The sequence below is a fragment of the Kosakonia sp. MUSA4 genome, from assembly GCF_013085925.1.
Taxonomy (GTDB): Bacteria; Pseudomonadota; Gammaproteobacteria; order Enterobacterales; family Enterobacteriaceae; genus Kosakonia; species Kosakonia sacchari_B.
The window spans coordinates 3850521-3867731 of sequence record NZ_CP025697.1 but is presented as its reverse complement, the minus strand read 5'-3'; the positions used below and the strand labels follow the sequence as shown (position 1 = coordinate 3867731).

At 58.7% G+C, this 17211-nt stretch carries 15 protein-coding genes; 1 reads left to right on the top strand and 14 read right to left on the bottom strand.

Features of this window, described 5'->3' with window-relative positions; translation table 11 throughout:
* Positions 1-3: 3 nt before the first annotated feature.
* Together arsC and bepA are read right to left on the bottom strand one after the other, a co-directional pair.
* On the bottom strand, positions 4-363 hold the full coding sequence (gene arsC, locus C0557_RS18215) for an arsenate reductase (glutaredoxin) (RefSeq protein ID WP_208660042.1): 360 nt from the start codon (positions 361-363) through the stop codon (positions 4-6).
* 12 nt (positions 364-375) lie between these two features.
* Positions 376-1839, bottom strand: a complete 1464-nt coding sequence (gene bepA / locus C0557_RS18210; protein WP_208660039.1) for a M48 family metallopeptidase — start codon at positions 1837-1839, stop codon at positions 376-378.
* 220 nt (positions 1840-2059) lie between these two features.
* Here bepA and C0557_RS18205 point away from each other — a divergent pair, with 220 nt between their 5' ends.
* A complete protein-coding gene (locus C0557_RS18205) occupies positions 2060-3121 on the top strand; it encodes an AI-2E family transporter (protein ID WP_208660036.1) in 1062 nt (353 codons plus the stop codon).
* Positions 3122-3161: 40 nt separating this feature from the next.
* Here the strand turns inward: C0557_RS18205 and focA are convergent, their stop codons facing one another.
* The 12 genes from focA to C0557_RS18145 all read right to left on the bottom strand — a co-directional run bounded on the left by focA (position 3162) and on the right by C0557_RS18145 (position 17149).
* Positions 3162-4019, bottom strand: coding sequence for a formate transporter FocA (gene focA, locus C0557_RS18200; protein ID WP_208660034.1), 858 nt, complete (start codon positions 4017-4019; stop codon positions 3162-3164).
* Positions 4020-4142: 123 nt separating this feature from the next.
* On the bottom strand, positions 4143-6092 hold the full coding sequence (locus tag C0557_RS18195) for a sigma 54-interacting transcriptional regulator (RefSeq protein WP_208660032.1): 1950 nt from the start codon (positions 6090-6092) through the stop codon (positions 4143-4145).
* Between the two features lie 279 nt (positions 6093-6371).
* Positions 6372-6785, bottom strand: a complete 414-nt coding sequence (locus C0557_RS18190) for a formate hydrogenlyase maturation HycH family protein (protein WP_208660030.1) — start codon at positions 6783-6785, stop codon at positions 6372-6374.
* The gene (locus C0557_RS18185; RefSeq protein WP_208660028.1) at positions 6778-7554 is read right to left on the bottom strand and encodes an NADH-quinone oxidoreductase subunit B family protein; all 777 of its coding nucleotides are present in this window, start codon (positions 7552-7554) and stop codon (positions 6778-6780) included. Before C0557_RS18185 ends, C0557_RS18190 begins: the two co-directional genes overlap by 8 nt.
* Complete coding sequence (gene hyfH / locus C0557_RS18180) at positions 7551-8099, bottom strand: hydrogenase 4 subunit H (protein ID WP_043952718.1); 549 nt, start codon at positions 8097-8099, stop codon at positions 7551-7553. The genes C0557_RS18185 and hyfH overlap by 4 nt, the downstream gene beginning before the upstream one ends.
* A gap of 11 nt (positions 8100-8110) precedes the next feature.
* Entirely contained in the window at positions 8111-9772 is a 1662-nt protein-coding gene (locus C0557_RS18175; protein WP_208663022.1) for an NADH-quinone oxidoreductase subunit C, read from the bottom strand.
* Between the two features lie 68 nt (positions 9773-9840).
* On the bottom strand, positions 9841-11424 hold the full coding sequence (gene hyfF / locus C0557_RS18170; RefSeq protein WP_208660026.1) for a hydrogenase 4 subunit F: 1584 nt from the start codon (positions 11422-11424) through the stop codon (positions 9841-9843).
* A gap of 4 nt (positions 11425-11428) precedes the next feature.
* The gene (hyfE, locus tag C0557_RS18165; RefSeq protein ID WP_043952721.1) at positions 11429-12079 is read right to left on the bottom strand and encodes a hydrogenase 4 membrane subunit; all 651 of its coding nucleotides are present in this window, start codon (positions 12077-12079) and stop codon (positions 11429-11431) included.
* An 11-nt stretch (positions 12080-12090) separates the two neighbouring features.
* Positions 12091-13530 (bottom strand): hydrogenase 4 subunit D, encoded by a 1440-nt coding sequence (locus tag C0557_RS18160; protein WP_208660024.1) that lies wholly within the window; start codon positions 13528-13530, stop codon positions 12091-12093.
* A gap of 16 nt (positions 13531-13546) precedes the next feature.
* The gene (locus tag C0557_RS18155; protein ID WP_152630288.1) at positions 13547-14494 is read right to left on the bottom strand and encodes a respiratory chain complex I subunit 1 family protein; all 948 of its coding nucleotides are present in this window, start codon (positions 14492-14494) and stop codon (positions 13547-13549) included.
* Between the two features lie 13 nt (positions 14495-14507).
* Entirely contained in the window at positions 14508-16529 is a 2022-nt protein-coding gene (gene hyfB / locus C0557_RS18150) for a hydrogenase 4 subunit B (protein WP_208660022.1), read from the bottom strand.
* Entirely contained in the window at positions 16529-17149 is a 621-nt protein-coding gene (locus C0557_RS18145; RefSeq protein ID WP_074778808.1) for a 4Fe-4S dicluster domain-containing protein, read from the bottom strand. The genes hyfB and C0557_RS18145 overlap by 1 nt, the downstream gene beginning before the upstream one ends.
* Between the last annotated feature and the right edge of the window lie 62 nt (positions 17150-17211).

Genomic DNA, 17211 nt, shown 5'->3' with positions numbered 1-17211 from the left:
CATTTAACCGGTAATGTCTAAAACCTGCTCCGGCGGGCGGCCGATACGCGCCTGGCCGTTAGCCACCACAATCGGGCGCTCAATCAACTTCGGGTTATCCACCAGCGCCTGCATCAATTCCTGTTCGGATAATGTGTTATCACCGAGGTTCAGGGATTTATACAGATCCTCTTTCGTGCGCATCAGTTCCCGCGCGCTGGACATGCCGAGCATCTGCAGCAGTTGTTTGATGGTCGCCGCATCCGGCGGCGTCTCCAGATAGAGCACCACCTGCGGCTCGATGCCGTTCTCTTTCAGCAGGTTCAGGGTTTCACGGCTCTTTGAGCAGCGAGGGTTATGGTAGATTTGCACCGCGTCTGACATCTCTTCTCCTTGTTACATCTTCTGATACGGTTTGAAGCGCTGCTGCAACTGGCGCAACTGATCAATACGCGCATCATAACGCGCCTGTTGCAGGCTGCCGAGTTTCACCTGCGAGCTGGCGCTGCTCAGTAGCGTGATGGCTTGATCCAGTTTGCCCACCAGCGCCAGGCTTTCCGCGCGGGCGGCCAGCTCCTGGTCGCGATTGCCAAGCGCGGCTTCCGCCTGCGCCAGCAGATCCCAGCCATTCACATCATCTTTATAGGTAAAGGTGTAGCGGTTGAGGATCCGCGCCGTTTCCGCCGGTTGACCGCCTTCCAGGTAGGCGTTCGCCAGGTTGAGTTGCAGCACCGGGTTGGTTTTCAGTTCGCTGGCGGCATTCAGGCGCTTAATTGCATCGGCGCTTTTGTTCTGCCCCAAATCGATATCGGTCGCCAGATCGAGATACCAGGCGTTATTCGGATCGGCGCTCAGCAATGGTTGCAACGCTTTCGCCGCCTCAGGGAATTTTTTCGCTTCCATTGCCTGCAAAGCGCGGCCATATTGCGCGGCGCGCTGCTCGCGCACATTGCCTTTCGACCAGCCATCCAGCAGATCGTCGGTCAGTTGGTTACGACCGGAGTTATACATGCCGAGCGCTCTGACTTTGGCCATGTAGAACGCTTCCGAGGACTGAACCACCACCGGACGCATCTGGTTGGCGCGGTTACGCGCATCGGCAAGGCGGCTTTCCGGTAATGGGTGCGTTAACAGAATTTCCGGCGGACGGGTTGAATAGCGCGACTGATCGAGCAGTTTTTCGAGGAACGTAGGCATCGCCTGCGGGTCGAAACCGGAACGCTGCAGCACCTGGATGCCGATACGATCCGCTTCCTGTTCGTTCTGCTGGGTAAAGCTGATCAGGCCCTGCTGCGTACCCGCCAGCGTTCCGGTAAGCGCCGCCATCCCCGCCTGCGGGCTGGCCATCGCTAACAGGATTGACCCCAGCGCGCCGGCCCAGGTGAGCGGGGCGCTGCGTTTTTGATCTTCCATCGCGCGCGCCAGGTGGCGCTGCGTGACGTGGGAAATTTCATGCGCCATCACCGAGGCGAGCTGGCTCTCGTTATCCGTGTAACGGAAAAGCGCAGAGTGCAACACGACATTGCCGCCGAAAAAGGCGAAGGCGTTGATTTCGTCGTTATTGACGAGGAAGAAGTGAAAGGGGGTTTTTACCGAGTCAGCATGCGCCACCAGCCGCATGCCCAGCGCATTAATGTACTGCACCAGCAGCGGATCGTTAATCAGCGGCGCACTGCCGCGCAGCTGGCGCACATAGTAGTCGCCCATCTGCATCTCCTGGCCAATGGAGAGCGTACTGCCGGCGGACGTGCCCATGTCTGGCAGGCTGTCTGCCGAATCGGCCCATGCCGGAATAACCGAACCTGCCGCCAGTGTAGCGATAAGGGTTGCGACCAGCGTTCGTTTCAACTGCCTGAACATAACCTCACCTGTATATTTGGAAACACCTGTATGACCGGATTTTTCTTGCTTCGTTCCGGTAAACGCCTGGCAAGTTTAGCGGTCTTCGCCGCGAAAAACATCCCGAACGATCGCATGTTATGTTTCCCGTAAAGCGTACGAAAAGCGAAGTCTTTTTTGTGACATTTCGATACAATTCCACTTCTTACCCCTCAGCCCACAAGGCTCATGAAGGAACGTTATGCTTGAAATGTTGATGCAGTGGTATCGCCGTCGCTTCAGCGACCCGGAGGCGATTGCGCTGCTGGTCATTCTGCTTGCCGGATTCTGTATCCTCTTCTTCTTTAGCGGCCTGCTTGCGCCGCTGCTGGTAGCGCTGGTTATCGCTTACCTGCTGGAGTGGCCAACCGTTCGTCTGGAAAGAATCGGCTGTTCGCGCAATTGGGCTGCGTCGATTGTGCTGGTGCTGTTTGTCGGCATTCTGCTGGTGATGGCCTTTGTGGTGATGCCGGTGGCCTGGCAACAGGGGATTTACCTGATCCGCGACATGCCCGGCATGTTAAGCAAACTCTCTGATTTCGCCGCCACGCTGCCGCGCCGTTATCCGGCGCTAATGGATGCAGGCATCATTGATGCGATGGCGGAAAATATGCGCTCGCGCATGCTGACAATGGGCGACTCGGTGGTGAAATATTCCCTCGCTTCACTGGTCGGGCTGTTGACGCTGGCGGTCTATCTGGTGCTGGTGCCGCTGATGGTTTTTTTCCTCGTCAAAGACAAAGAGCAGATGCTGAACGCCGTGCGTCGCGTCTTGCCGCGTAATCGCGGGCTGGCGGGGCAGGTGTGGAAGGAGATGAACCAGCAGATCACCAACTATATCCGCGGCAAAGTGCTGGAGATGATTGTCGTCGGCATCGCCACCTGGATTGGTTTCATTCTGTTTGGTCTTAACTATTCGCTGCTGCTGGCGGTACTGGTCGGTTTTTCGGTGCTGATCCCTTACATCGGCGCTTTTGTGGTCACCATTCCGGTGATCGGTGTGGCGCTGTTCCAGTTTGGCCTCGGCACTGAGTTCTGGAGCTGCTTTGCGGTGTATCTGATTATTCAGGCGCTGGACGGCAACTTGCTGGTGCCGGTGCTGTTCTCCGAGGCGGTAAACCTGCACCCGCTGGTGATCATTTTGTCGGTGATCATTTTCGGCGGGCTCTGGGGTTTTTGGGGCGTTTTCTTTGCCATCCCGCTCGCCACGCTGATTCAGGCAGTGATCCACGCCTGGCCGGATTCGCCTGCCATCGAAGAGTAGCGCCACCGGGCGGCGCACGCGCTGCCGCCCGGCATCTGGCTTAATGTCCGGCACGGTCATTACGCAGATAGATAATCCAGTACGTCACGCCGACTAACACCCCGCCGCCAATGATATTGCCAATCGTGACCGGAATCAGGTTATCGGTAATCACCTTGCTGAAAGTTAACGCCGGGAAGTTATCCGGTGAACTGTGCACCGCCGCCCAGAAACTTGCCGGGGCGAAATCGCGGATAATGACCGCCAGCGGCAGCAGAAACATATTGGCAATACTGTGTTCAAAACCGCTGGCGACAAACATGCCGATCGGCAGCAGCATCGCCATAATCTTGTCCGTCAGCGTATGGCCGGAATAACTGATCCACACCGCCAGGCAGACCATCAGATTACACAGCGTCCCGAGACACACCGCCTCAATAAAGGTGTGATGCATTTTATGATCGGCGGTTTGCAGTACGTTCAGCCCCCACAGGCCGTTGCTGCTCATCGTCTGCCCGGCAAACCAAATCAGCGCGACAAAAAACAGCGCGCCGACCAGATTGCCGAGATAAACAATGATCCAGTTGCCGATCAGTTGCCGCCAGCTTATCAGGCCGCTGGCTTTCGCCATCACCGTCAGCACGGTTGAGGTAAAGAGATCCGCGCCGCACACCACCACCAGAATAAGTCCCAGTGAGAAACAGACGCCGCCCGCCAGTTTTGCCAGTGCGGTGGCAGGTGCAGGCCCGCTGGTGACGGTGATATAAAAGACAAAAGCAATCGAGATAAATACGCCCGCCGTTACCGCGAGAAAGAATGACAACTCTTTCTTCTTGCTGACTTTATACAAACCTGACTGTTCGGCGACTTTTGCCATTTCCGCAGGAAGTCGCAGGTCAAACGCGTTGCCGGTATCCATTTGATTCTCCTGATGCAATGTCAATGAAGGCGTGGCTTCAGGCCACTCGCCGTCATATGCATAGCCCGTACCAGCTGGGGCAGGAGAATCAGCGGGAAAGTGTCAACCCGTTCACAAAAATGATCACAGCACTTCGCGTACCGCAATACCGAGGCGCTGCATGCGCGATAACAGCGTAGTGCGCTTCATACCAAGCCGCGCCGCCGCGCCGCGAGGGCCAGCAACGATGCCGTTGGTTTCGCGCAGAATCTGAATAATGCGCGCCCGCTCCTCTTCGTCATTTTCCGGCGGCTCGGGATGCATCATCTCCGCCACTTTCGGCAGCGGGAAGGGGAAAGGATCGTGAACCACCGGCTGCACCATACTGACTGGCTGCGCATTAAGGTGCAGATTCAGCGTGTTATCGCGTGAGAGCAGCACTGCGCGTTCAATCACGTTCTCCAGCTCACGTACGTTGCCGGGCCATTCGTAGCGCATTAACTGGCGGAGAGTCTCGGCCGGGATGGTATCAATGGTGCGGTTCAGGCGACGCGCCAGTTTCTGCGTGAAATAGCGCGCCAGCAGCGGTATATCATCCGGGCGCTCGCGCAGCGGCGGCAGCACCAGCGGGAAGACATTCAGGCGATAAAAGAGATCGTTGCGAAACTCGCGGTCGATCACCATCTGGCGCAGATCGCGGTTGGTGGCGGCGATCACCCGCACATTCACCGGAATGGTCCGGTTGCCGCCGATGCGTTCAATCTCGCGCTCCTGCAATACGCGCAGCAGCTTGGGTTGCAGTTCAAGCGGCATATCGCCGATCTCATCGAGGAACAGCGTGCCCTCATCGGCCATTTCAAAGCGTCCGCGATGCGTGTTGATCGCGCCGGTAAAAGCGCCTTTATCGTGACCAAACAGTTCGCTTTCCAGCAGGCTGGAGGGGATCGCGGCACAGTTGATTTTCACCAGCGGTTTATCTTTGCGCGGGCTCATCTGATGCAGCGCGCGGGCGATGATCTCTTTCCCGGTGCCGGTTTCGCCGAGGATCAGTACCGTGCTGTCGCTCAGGGCGACAATATTGACCTGCTGGAGCACATCGCGCATCGCATCGCTCTGGTAAATAATGTCGCCGAAACTCTGGCTGGAGGCGATCTGCTCGTTGAGCTGGCGGTTTTCGCTGTTCAGATTCTCTTTCAGGTGGATAACTTTGCGGTACGCGTCGGCATTATCGACGGCGATACCAATTCTGTCGGCGATCTGCTGTAACAATCGACAATTTTGTTCGCTGAAAACGGAGGACTCGCGGTGCGCCAGCAGCAGCACGCCTGTTGACTGGTGGCTGTAGGCCAGCGGCAAAATAAACACCGTGTTCAGCCCCTGCAGCGCCAGTTGGCTGAGCACCGCATCGCTGTGCCACAGCGCCGCATCCTGATCCTGCTGGAGCAACGCGCCGCGATGCTCGTTTAGCGCGGCCAGCAACACCGGGCTTTCACTGCGTAGCGGGAATCGCTCCGTCTCTGGCGGGCAACTGGGAAAATGGGTGACGTGGCAGTTAAGCTGGTGTGAATGCAGCGTATCGCGCAGCACCATGCGAATATTATCGATGCCGAAAAAGCGGTGGATCTCCTGCGAAACATCTGCCACCAGATCGTCAAGATCGAGGTGCGACAGCACCGAGTTAGTGATGTCCACCAGCACCCGGTGGTGATCGCGCTCTTCGCGCAACGCCGTGACTGACTGGCGGAGTTTTTCGCTCGCCAGCATCTCCTCCAGCGCCTGCGTCGCCAGCCGCGTCAGCCAGGCAAACAGCGCATTCTCTTGCGGGCTGAAAGTGCCGCCGTCGGTGCGCACAAAGCGCAGTTCCGCCACGTCGCTGCCTTCCAGCAGCACCACATGCAGCGAACTGTCGCTGATTGTGCCGCCGTATTCGGCCGTGCAAAACGCCGCGCTGCCGTCATCAAAACAGCGCCAGAAAGGGGCGTTATTGAGACGTAATTCAATAAACTGCACGGGGCTGAAGGGGGGCGGCAGGGGGATAAACGCCTGAAGAAGTGAAGCCTTATCATTCTGTTCCAGCAACTGCTGTAAGATCATGGATACGTCGCCCTTCCAGATTTAGCGAGCGTCATTTATGCCGCAGGTGCGTTGCCTTTCCTTGCATATCTCAGTGACTGGCTGATGCCAGATTCGCTGCGTTTTCCCTGACTGCAACCTGAATGACCTGCTAAAAAGCATGCAAATAAACGCAGTTTTCTCACCAGTTAACCGGTTTTCACTGTTGTTATGTCCTCGGACGTAAAAACCAGCACAAGAGTACAATACCCCTCCAATTTGTAATGTTACAGGCTTCACGTATAAACAAGGTGAATGAAATTAATCCACCCGGCGCACCATTAAATAGAGTGCCGGTTCGTGGGCCATATCCTGTAAGTGTTGTAATAGCTGGCGGCTCCAGCCGCGCCAGGGCTCCGCCGCCGTTTTGGCCAGCCGGGCGAAATCGGGCGCCAGCAGATTGACATGGCTGGCGTCGATAACGATTTCGCCGAAGGTAAGCAGACCCTGCATTTTGCGCCGCGCGTCGGCGTCTTCGATCAGCGGCAACCACTGTTTGTAGGCGTCCAGCGGGCAGGCCAGCGCGACGTTGAGGCAATCGATCACCCCAACGTGATGACCAATAGCCAGCGAGTAGTACATCACCTGGCGGCTTTTCTCCTCCAGTTCAACGCTGTCATCGACAAACTTTTGCCGCAGCGCCCAGAACATCACCTGCGCGGTTTGCTCAGACATGGTGGCGCTCCAGCTCAGTCATTAATTGCTGCACGATCACCGTCAGCCTCGGATCCGCTGCCTGTTGCAGCCAGGCATTCACCCGTGCTGCGCGCTGGCCGATCTCGCCTTCGCTCAGCAACGCAAAAAGATGATCGACGATTTCGCGCCCCTGGCGATACCCCGCCAGCTGTCGCGCCTGGCGCTCAAGGGTCACGCGCAGCGCCAGCGGCAGAGCAGGCCAGTTGACGCTGGCCGTTTCGTCAGGCGTCTGGAGATGGTCAACCGCGTGCAGTTTCTGCTCCAGCAGGCCCAGCGCTACTGCGAAACCATGAATGGTGGCCGCAGGTGTCGGTGGGCAGCCGGGGATCCAGACATCAATCGGCACGATGGTGTCGCTGCCGCCCCACACGCAGTAGAGATCGTGGAAAATCCCGCCGCCGACGCCGCATGCGCCGTAGGAGATAGCAATTTTATGATCGGGCGCGGCATCCCAGGCGCGTAAGGCGGGCATGCGCATCGCGCGGGTCACCGCGCCGGTAAACAGCAAAATGTCGGCGTGGCGCGGCGAAGCCACCACTTTGATGCCAAAGCGCTCGGCGTCGAACAGCGGCGTAATGGCAGCGAAAATCTCGATTTCACAGCCGTTGCAGCCGCCGCAATCCACGCGGTAAACATAGGCGGAACGCTGGATATCGCGCAGCAAAAGCTGTTTGATTTTTTGCGCTGACTCATCAAGCTGCACCGGCTGGCTGACGTGCTGCGACAGTATCTTCAGGTCGGAACTCATGCTTGCTCCTCAAGATAGTAATGAACGTTGGTGCTGTTGTGGTGTTCCAGTGCGGCGCGGCGCCGACAGGCCGGGCAGATGCACGCCTGCGCGCGCAGGGAATCGGCCAGTTGTGGGTTGTTCTGGCTGAGTGTCAGCAGTTCAACCGCCAGCGCGACCGATTTTTCCGGCGCGAAAGGCACGCCGCATTCGGTGCAGTGCTGCAAACGAAATGTCGCGCGCACATACAAATCGGCTTTGCGGGTGACCGCCAGTTCAAACTCTTCCGACAAGTGGATCGCCCGCGTCGGGCACACCTCTTCGCAACGGCCGCAGTAAATGCAACGGCCAATAAACAACTGCCAGACGCGGCGATTTTCTTCTGGCGTGGTTTCCATGGTCAGCGCATTTGCCGGGCAGGCGGTGGTGCAGGCACCGCAGGCAATGCATTGCAACGGATCCAGTTCAGGTTTACCGCGAAAACCGGGGCACACCTCCAGCGGCGCAAACGGGTATTTCACCGTCGGTTCGCCCGCCCTGAGAATGGTCTTCAACAATTTCAGCATCGTTTCTTTCCTTACTTCAGCGGCGAATGGCGACGTTCAATGCCGTAACGTTCGATCTCTTTATAGGGCACGGTCGTCGATTTACGTTTACGCACGTCAACCAGCGTGACGCGGTCCGTACACGAGTAGCAGGGATCGAGGCTGCCGATAATCAGCGGCGCGTCGGAAACGGTGTTGCCGCGCAGCATATAGCGCAGCACCGGCCAGTTGGCGTAGGTGGCCGCACGGCAGCGCCAGCGGTAGAGCTTCTGATTGTCGCCGAGCATGCTCCAGTGCACATCTTCCCCGCGCGGTGCTTCAACATAACCGAGGGCGAATTTATGCGGCTGGTAGCTGAAGCCTTCAGTCAGCAGCGGCGTATCCGGCAGGTTATCGAGGCCAAATTCAATCATCGCCAGCGAATCAAACACCTCTTTTACCCGCACCATCACGCGCGAGAAGACGTCGCCATCCGGCCAGGTAAACAGGGTTTTCGGCAGGTTGCCGTAGTCGGCGTAAGGGTGATCGAAGCGCAGATCGCGGGCGAAACCGCTGCCGCGAATCAGCGGCCCCACCGGGCTGAAATCCCGCGCGACCTGGCGGTCAAGAATGCCGACGCCCTGGGTGCGCTGCGCCATGTTCGGCGTCGAGAGCAGCATATCCACCAGTTGCGCCACTTCGGCGCGCATCTCTTTCACCAGTTGGATGGTCTTCACGCGTTGCTCTTTCAGGATGTCGCGGCGGATACCGCCAATCAGGTTCAGACCGTAGGTTTTTCGCGAGCCGGTCAGCAGCTCCGCCATGGTCATCGACTTCTCGCGGATGCGGAAAAACTGCATAAACCCGGTGTCGAAACCGACAAAGTGGCTGGAAAGGCCAATGTTAAGCAGGTGGCTGTGCAGCCGCTCCACTTCCAGTAACACCGAGCGGATAGTATGCGCCCGCTGCGGCACCACAATGCCCAGCGCGTTCTCCACCGAGGTGGTGTAGGCGACGCTGTGGGCAAAGCCGCAAATGCCGCAAACCCGGTCGGAGAGGAAGGTGACTTCGTTATAGCCCATACGGGTTTCCGCCAGCTTCTCCATACCGCGATGCACATAGAACAGACGGTAATCGGCATCGACAATCCGCTCACCATCGACAAACAGACGGAAGTGGCCTGGTTCGTCAGAAGTGATATGCAGCGGGCCAATCGGCACGATGCGCGCAGAATTGCCGCCATCATTGATAAAGGTGTAATTCTCCGTGTCGCTGGTCGGTTCCGGGCGCAGGCGATAATCCATGGTGTCTTTGCGCAGTGGATGCAGATCGTCCGGCCAGTCGTCCGGTAATACCAGCCGACGTTGATCCGGCAGGCCGACCGGGATCAGCCCGTACATATCGCGGATCTCCCGTTCGCCCCACACGGCGGCGGGCACGCGCGGCGTCACCGACGGGAATTCCCGCGTATTGGCATCCACCAGCGCTTTCACCACGATCCAGCACTTTTCCGCCCCTTCCATCGACAGCGCGTAATAGACCGCGTAATGGCCGTTCAGACTGCGCTCGTCGTTGCCAAACAGTACCGGCAACCAGCCGTCATGCTGGTAATAGAGATAGTGAACAATCTCCGGCAGCAGGTTGATTTTCACCGTAATGGTGACTTGTTCGAAGGTCTGGCGTTCTTCTTCCAGCACCGCGCCGGGAAATTGCATTTTCAACGCCGCAAGGCAGGCATTGCCGCGCGGCTGCTGGTGGTTCACGCTTGCTAAATAACTCACTTTCACTCTCCCTGGACGTGCGATGGTGTTGCCGATGTGGCGGTCGTCTCAAACGTGGCCCACAGCCAGCTCAGCCGGGTGGGGTGCTCATCGTCGCCGGACAGTACGATGCTCGATGCACCGGCCAGCAAACGGCTGACCGGCTGCGGAATATGGGTGCCCATCACCAGCATCATCACCAGTAACAGCACCATCGGAACGGTGGTCAGCCAGCCCAGTTCACCGCTGGCAACCTGCTGCGGCGGCGTGGCGAACAGCACTTTGGCGACCATGCGCACCAGCCCGCCAAGCACCAGCGTCAGCAGCAACAGCAGCACCAGCGTTACCACCAGATGCTCAGCCGCCAGCCCGGCGGTGACGGTCATAAATTCACTGAGGAAGATGTTGAATGGCGGCATACCGCCGAGCGCCAGCGCACCGCCGCCAAGCAGCACGGCGGTCAGCGGCATCACTTTCAACATGCCGCACACCACATCCAGATTGCGGGTGCCGTACTTCAGCAGCACATTGCCGGAGCCGCAGAACAGCAGCGTTTTGGCGAGGCTGTGATTCAGGGTATGCAGCAGCGCGGCGAAGATGCCGAGCGGCCCGCCGATGCCGAGCGCCACCGCCACCAGCCCCATATTTTCCACGCTGGAGTAGGCCAGCAGGCGTTTCATATCCTGCTGAACCAGGATGAAGAAGGCGGCAACGCCAACCGACAGCATGCCGAACACCAGCAGTAGCGTATTCGGGAAGCTGTCGCCAATGGCGTGACAAATAATGATGTAGTAACGAATCAGCACCAGCAGCGCGCAGTTGAGCAGCACCGCCGAGAGCAGGGCGCTCACCGGGCTGGGTGCTTCACTGTGCGCATCCGGCAGCCAGGCGTGCATCGGAAAGAGACCGGTTTTCGTCCCAAAGCCAATCAGCACAAAGACAAAAGCCAGCACCATTAATGTCGGGTCGAGTTTGCTGCTCTCTTTCAGCACTTCCGTCCAGAAAATGGCGTGATCCGGCTCGGCCATAAAGCTGGCGGCATTGGCGTACACCAGCACGGTGCCGAACAGACCAAACGCCACGCCAACGGTACAGATGATGATGTATTTCCACGCCGCTTCCAGCGAGGAGCGCTGGCCGTAAATCCCCACCAGAAATGCCGAGCTGAGGGTGGTGGCTTCAATTGCCGCCCACATCACAATCAGGTTGTTGCTGGTCACCACCAGTAACATGGTGAACAGGAACAGATGAAAGAAACCGTAGTAGTAACAGAGCGTGGATACGCTGATCTCCCCGTGATCGACTTCATGGCGCATATAGCCAATCGAATACAGCCCGGTGAGAAAACCGATAATCCCCAGCAGCGACAAAAATAGACCGCTGAGGCTATCGATGTGCAGCCAGCGGTGCGCGCCGAAAATTTCCCCTTCCTGCACCGCTTCCGCCACCGTCCACAAGGCGACAATCAGTAACAGCGTAATGCCCAGTGAGTGCACCACCGTGACCAGCGTCCGCGCCGCATTCCCGCTCAACCGGCAGGCAAAGCAGAGCGCAGAGACGACCAGCGGCGTCAACAGCAACAGCGTGAACATCAATGCATGACTCATGGTATTACCCCTTCAGCGCCGTAAGGTTGTTAACATCCAGCGTGCCGTGGGTGCGCCAGATTTTCCTTGCCAGCAGCGCCATCACAATCACCGCGAAAATGGCATCCGTCGCGATACCGATCTCAACCAGTTCCGGCGCGCGCCAGGCGAGCAGCGCCAGCACCAGATGCGAGCCGTTTTCCATCAGGCAGTAACCGAACACCTGGCGCAAAATGTTGCGCTGGCTGATGATGCACAGCAGACCCAGCAGGAAGTGGCCGAGGGCGACGGCGAGCGCCGGTTTAAGCTGGGCGACCATCGGCAGTTGCACCGGACGGACGACAAACCAGCACAGCAGCACAATGGCGGCGGCCATCAGCACCAGCGTCGCCGGGCCGAACAGCCGCTCCCCTGCGCCATCCGGTGCCATCTTGCGAAACGCATAGCCCATGATCAGCGGCACCAGCAGTACCTTGGTGAAGAAGGCGCTGAACGACCACATCAGCAGTTGTTCCGCATCCAGCAACTGCGACAGCGTGAAAAAGATAGAGACCAGCACCAGTGATTGCAGGGCATACAACCAGCAGGAGACGGAGTAGCGTCTGGCGCAGGTGACCAGCAGCGAGGTGAACATCATCAGCCCCGCCAGATTGTTAACAAGCAAAGTTCCCGTCATCATCGACTCCCTTATCCAAGCCACGCCGCAGCAATCACGCTTGAGCACAGCGACATCACAATCAGAATGACCAGCACCAGTTTCATCGCCCACGGCAACGGTGCGGCCTGCGCTACCTCTTCACTCGCTTCGCCCGGAACGACGCGGCCAAACCAGTAGATAAACCAGCCGAAGCTGGCGACCGATTCCACCAGCGCCAGCACCATCACCGGCAGCAAAATTGGGTAGCTATTCGACAGCGCGAACCCGGCGGCGAAGAGGGGAAACTTGCTGAAGAAGCCGTTAAACGGCGGAACGCCAGTGATGGCCAGCGCGGCAACGCAAAAGCCGATGCCCGCCAGCGGTAGCGTACGCATCACCCCGCGCAAACGCGGCAGCAGGCGCGTGCCGCAGCTATAGCTCAGCGCACCGGCGACGAGGAAGAACAGGCTCTTGGCGAAAGCGTGGTTGAAGATGTAAACAATCCCCGCTTTGAAGGCCAGCGGCGAACCAAAGGTGGAGAGCGACAGCGCGAGGAAGATCCACGCCAGTTGCGAAATGGTCGACCATGCCAGCAGCCGCTTCATATCTTTTTGCGGCAGGTACATCAAAAAGCCGTAGACCATCGTTATCGTCGCCATTGTCACGCCGACCCAGCCGATGACATGCGGTATCTGTCCACCTTCGGCGATGGCGCGGGCGAAAATATAGACGCCGACTTTCACCATTGACGCGGCGTGTAAGTAAGCGCTCACCGGGGTTGGTGCTTCCATTGCATCCGGCAGCCAGGCCTGTAACGGCAACTGGGCCGATTTCCCCCAGGCGGCAAACAGAATGCCGCCATACACCAGCAAAGTTGGCGTGCCCTGCAACTGGCTGATGGCGCTCAGGGCAAAGGTGCCGGTGTTGAGGAACAGCGTGGCGGCGGCCAGATATAATCCCAGCGAACCAACATGAGTTATCAGCAGCGCTTTCATGGCCGCACGCTGTGATTTTTCGCTCTGGTAATAGCTGATCAACGCCCAGGAACAGCCGCCGGTAATTTCGAAAAACAGCAGTTGTCCCAGCAACGTTGAAGAGAGCACCAGCCCGGACATCGCGCCGATAAAAATCAGCAAAAATGCGTAGTAGCGGTTGCTGCCATCGTGCGGATGTTCGCGGTTGCCGCGCGTCAGATAGCCGGTCGAATAGAGCGCCACCAGCAGGCCGAGGAACACCACCACAAACAGGATCAGCGTGCTGATGCGATCGACCGTGAGGCCAAACAGCGCTATCTGGCCCGCCGCCAGCAGCGGGATATCCACCGCTTCGCGTCCGGCACTGTAGAAACTGAGCGCCAGCGACAGCGTCGCCGCCGTCGCCAGCAGGGCAAACAGCGTGGCGAGCTGCGGGGCGGTTCGCCGGGGAGCCAGTGAGACGATCAGCGCGCCGATAAAGGGCAGCAGCAGCGTCGTCAAAGCAAGAGTTTCCATCGTTTTCCTGTGCTCCTTACAGACCGGTTAACCAGAGAACATACGACAGCGCAGCCAGACTGAAGCCGAGCCAGGTAAGGTGATGCGTCAGCAAAAAGCGTCCGCGCGCCAGCGAGTTCTCCACCAGCGACGCCAGAACGAACACCACCAGCAATTTGATAAGCGTGATAACCAGCGACAGCGCCATCGCGCCGATGCTCAGACTGGCGGCATTGCCGAAGGGGAAAAACAGCGCCAGAAACAGCGCGGCCATCACCACCTGTTTCAGCCCGATGCCCCATTTCACCAGCGCCAGACCCGCGCCGGAGTATTCGGTCAGCGGTCCTTCCTGCAACTCCTGTTCGGCTTCTGCGACGTCGAAGGGGATTTTGCCCATCTCAATAAAGCAGGCGAACCCGCAGGCGAGTAATGCCAGCAGCGTGGCGACCGGTGAGATCCAGCCTGATGCCAGCGTGTTGCTGATGGCGCTGATATTGGTGGAACCGGCCAGCAGCGCCAGCACCAACAGTGAAAGGATCAACATCGGCTCCACCAGAATCCCCAGCGTCAGTTCGCGGCTGGCGCCCAGGCCGGAGAAGGGGCTGCCGGTATCAAGGCCGGAAAGGGCAAAGAAAAAGCGGAACAGCGCAAAGAGATAAATCAGGGTGATCAGATCGCCTGCGCCAGCGAAGGGCGAGGTGCGGATAAACAGCGGTAATGTCATCGCCACCAGCAACATACTGCTGAGCAGCACCCACGGCATCACGCGGAACATCAGCCCGGAAGAGGCGGGCGCCACCGCCTGGCGTTTCAAAAGTTTTTGCAGGTCGCGGTAATCCTGCCAGATCCCCGGACCGCGCCTTGAGTGCATGCGGGCGCGGATCTGGCGCGAAATACCGGTAAACAGCGGCGTCAGCGCCAGCAACAGAGCAGCCTGGCAAAGCGCAAACAACCCCAGTGACCACGCAGAAGTCTGTTCTAACATCGTCATTCCCTCCTCACAGCGCAATCGTCAGCAGCAGGATCACCAGCGCGGCAATCACATACAGGCAATAGAGACGGAAATCCCCGCTTTGCAGATACTGCACCAGACGGGCAATACGCTGAGTCGTGCTGACCAGCGGACGGATAATTTTGTCGTCCCAGAAGGGTTCGGTACGGCTGGCTATCTGCGTAATGCCCCCAAGGCTTTGTTGCAGAGGCGTGGTGGGATCGAGCTGTTTACGCAGGCGATACAGCGGGCCGAACATCACCCGTAGCGGCTGTGTAAAGCTGCCTGCTGAAGGCGCCATGCCTTTCTCCCATGCGTAACCGCAGGCCCAGGCATCGCCGCTGCGCCGCCAGTTGCCGCGCGTCTGGCGGTTGATGTACCAGAACAGGCCGGGCAGCAGCGGCAGAGCAATTAATAGCAGGAACAGGGTGGAGGGTGTCAGCATGGCCTGTTGTGCATCGCCGGGAACCAGCGTTGCGCCCTGAGTGACGGCAAGAGACGTGGTGGCAGTCAGTGAAAGCGCAACCTGCAACAGGTGCGGCGCGACGACGCTGGCACCGACGCCGCACACAATGCAGAGCAGCGCCAGCGCCAGCATGGCGGCAATCATTGGCCATGGCACTTCCCGCGCCTGATCGGCTTTTTCACTGCGCGGGTTACCGCAGAAACTAATGCCGTAGACTTTGACGAAGCACATCGCGGCCAGCGCGCCGGTGATCGCCAACATCACTATCGCGACAGGACCGGCGAGGCGCGGAATAATGGCGTCGATGCGCGTCAGGGAGAAGAGCGACTGGTAGGTGTACCACTCGCTGATAAAACCGTTGAGCGGCGGCATGGCGGAAATGGCGAGGCAGCCCACCAGGAATGCGCCCGCTGTCCACGGCATCCGTTTCGCCAGCGCGCCCATTTTTTCCATATCGCGGCTGTGCAGACGGTAGATAATCGCCCCGGCGCCGAGAAACAGCAGCCCTTTAAACAACGCATGATTGAGCAAGTGGAACAGCGCGCCCAGCAGGCCGACAGCGGCAATCACCGGCTGGTGCAGCGCAATCCCCGCCATGCCGACGCCGACACCCATCAAAATGATGCCGATGTTTTCCACCGTGTGCCACGCCAGCAGGCGTTTGATGTCGTGCTCGGCCAGCGCATACAGCACGCCGAGCACCGAAGAGACGGCGCCAAAAGCCAGCACCACCACGCCCCACCACAGCGGAATGCCGCTATGACCGAGCAGGTCGATGCCGACTTTGATAATGCCGAAGATCCCGATTTTCACCATCACGCCGGACATCAACGCCGAGGCGTGGGACGGTGCTGCCGGGTGAGCGCGCGGCAGCCAACTGTGCAGCGGCAACATCCCGGCTTTGGCACCAAACCCGAAGAAGGCGAGCAGGAACACCGCCGAAGCGGTACCCGGCGACAGCGACAGGGTGCGGAAGCTGGCGAAATCCAGGCTGCCGCTTTGCCGCCACATCAGGAAGAAGGCGATCATGATCAGCACGGAACCGGCGTGGGCAATAAAGAAGTAGAGCATCCCGGCGCGGATCGATTCGTCATCCTGGTCGGTGATAACCAAAAACCACGAGGCCAGCGACATCATCTCGAACAGCACGATGAACCAGAAGGCGTTGTCCATCACCACCAGACCGACCATCGAGGCGATAAACAGGTTCATAAAGAACCCCATCGCACCCGGCCCTTTGCCGAGGTATTCGCGGACATAGGCCAGCGAATAAAGCCCGCACAGCGTGACCAGCAGGGAAATCACCAGCAGCATAAAGGCACTGAGATTGTCGAGGCGCACCATAAAATGGGCGAAATCAAACGGCCCGGCGGCCTGCCAGGTGAGTGTTTCGCCGCCGCCCAGTGCGACCAGTGCGCTGGCAATGCCTAATAATCCGCCGAGCATTGCCGAGATGCCGGCGACGTTGATGGCCAGAATTTGCTGACGGGAGAGCAACAGCGAGGCCACGCCGCCAGCCACGTACAGCACGATTGACCACATCAATAATTGCAGGGCATCCATTAGCGTTGCTCCGACGAAGGGGAGACGGCCGCGAAAGTGATTTCCGTCGAACTCAGGGCGGCCAGCTCTCTGCGGGTTTTTAACTGTTTATGCATGGCAGAATCCGTCACCAGATGCAGGGCGTTGGTCGGGCAGGCCCGCACGCAGGATGGCCCTTCCGGCAGGAAGTGGCAGAGATCGCATTTCACTGCGATGGTCTGTACGCCTGCATTCCAGCGCAAAAAAGGGTGATCGGTGTTCGGGCTGGCGGGCACATCGCGCAGTTGCTCTTCCGGCAGATGATGTTCGTAACGCGCGGGAATATTCAGTGGACGGCTGCCGGATGGCGTGATCGCGCCGAAGGGGCAGACCAGACCGCACAGCTTGCAGCCGATACACAGTGTTTCATTGAGATAAACCGCCTCATCCTGGAAGGAGATGGCGTTGACCGGGCACACCTGTTTACAGGGCGCGTCGTCGCAGTGGCGGCAGAGCACGGGTGCGGTTTTTGTCTGCGTTCGCACCAGCGTGAGCCTCGGATGCTGTTGTAATCCCTGAAGTTTATGGGCATCCGAACACGCGGCAAGGCAGGTGTTGCATCCTATACACCACTCGGGATCGGCAATCACAAAGCGGTTCATGACGGCTCCTTGTTAATGAAGGCAAAATTCGTTGAACCTGCCTTAGCACAAGGTGTGCCAGA

Coding starts and splice junctions, on each gene's coding strand:
- arsC (WP_208660042.1), bottom strand. CDS start 363: ATGTCAGACGCGGTGCAAATCTACCATAACCCTCGCTGCTCAAAGAGC.
- bepA (WP_208660039.1), bottom strand. CDS start 1,839: ATGTTCAGGCAGTTGAAACGAACGCTGGTCGCAACCCTTATCGCTACA.
- C0557_RS18205 (WP_208660036.1), top strand. CDS start 2,060: ATGCTTGAAATGTTGATGCAGTGGTATCGCCGTCGCTTCAGCGACCCG.
- focA (WP_208660034.1), bottom strand. CDS start 4,019: ATGGATACCGGCAACGCGTTTGACCTGCGACTTCCTGCGGAAATGGCA.
- C0557_RS18195 (WP_208660032.1), bottom strand. CDS start 6,092: ATGATCTTACAGCAGTTGCTGGAACAGAATGATAAGGCTTCACTTCTT.
- C0557_RS18190 (WP_208660030.1), bottom strand. CDS start 6,785: ATGTCTGAGCAAACCGCGCAGGTGATGTTCTGGGCGCTGCGGCAAAAG.
- C0557_RS18185 (WP_208660028.1), bottom strand. CDS start 7,554: ATGAGTTCCGACCTGAAGATACTGTCGCAGCACGTCAGCCAGCCGGTG.
- hyfH (WP_043952718.1), bottom strand. CDS start 8,099: ATGCTGAAATTGTTGAAGACCATTCTCAGGGCGGGCGAACCGACGGTG.
- C0557_RS18175 (WP_208663022.1), bottom strand. CDS start 9,772: ATGCAATTTCCCGGCGCGGTGCTGGAAGAAGAACGCCAGACCTTCGAA.
- hyfF (WP_208660026.1), bottom strand. CDS start 11,424: ATGAGTCATGCATTGATGTTCACGCTGTTGCTGTTGACGCCGCTGGTC.
- hyfE (WP_043952721.1), bottom strand. CDS start 12,079: ATGACGGGAACTTTGCTTGTTAACAATCTGGCGGGGCTGATGATGTTC.
- C0557_RS18160 (WP_208660024.1), bottom strand. CDS start 13,530: ATGGAAACTCTTGCTTTGACGACGCTGCTGCTGCCCTTTATCGGCGCG.
- C0557_RS18155 (WP_152630288.1), bottom strand. CDS start 14,494: ATGTTAGAACAGACTTCTGCGTGGTCACTGGGGTTGTTTGCGCTTTGC.
- hyfB (WP_208660022.1), bottom strand. CDS start 16,529: ATGGATGCCCTGCAATTATTGATGTGGTCAATCGTGCTGTACGTGGCT.
- C0557_RS18145 (WP_074778808.1), bottom strand. CDS start 17,149: ATGAACCGCTTTGTGATTGCCGATCCCGAGTGGTGTATAGGATGCAAC.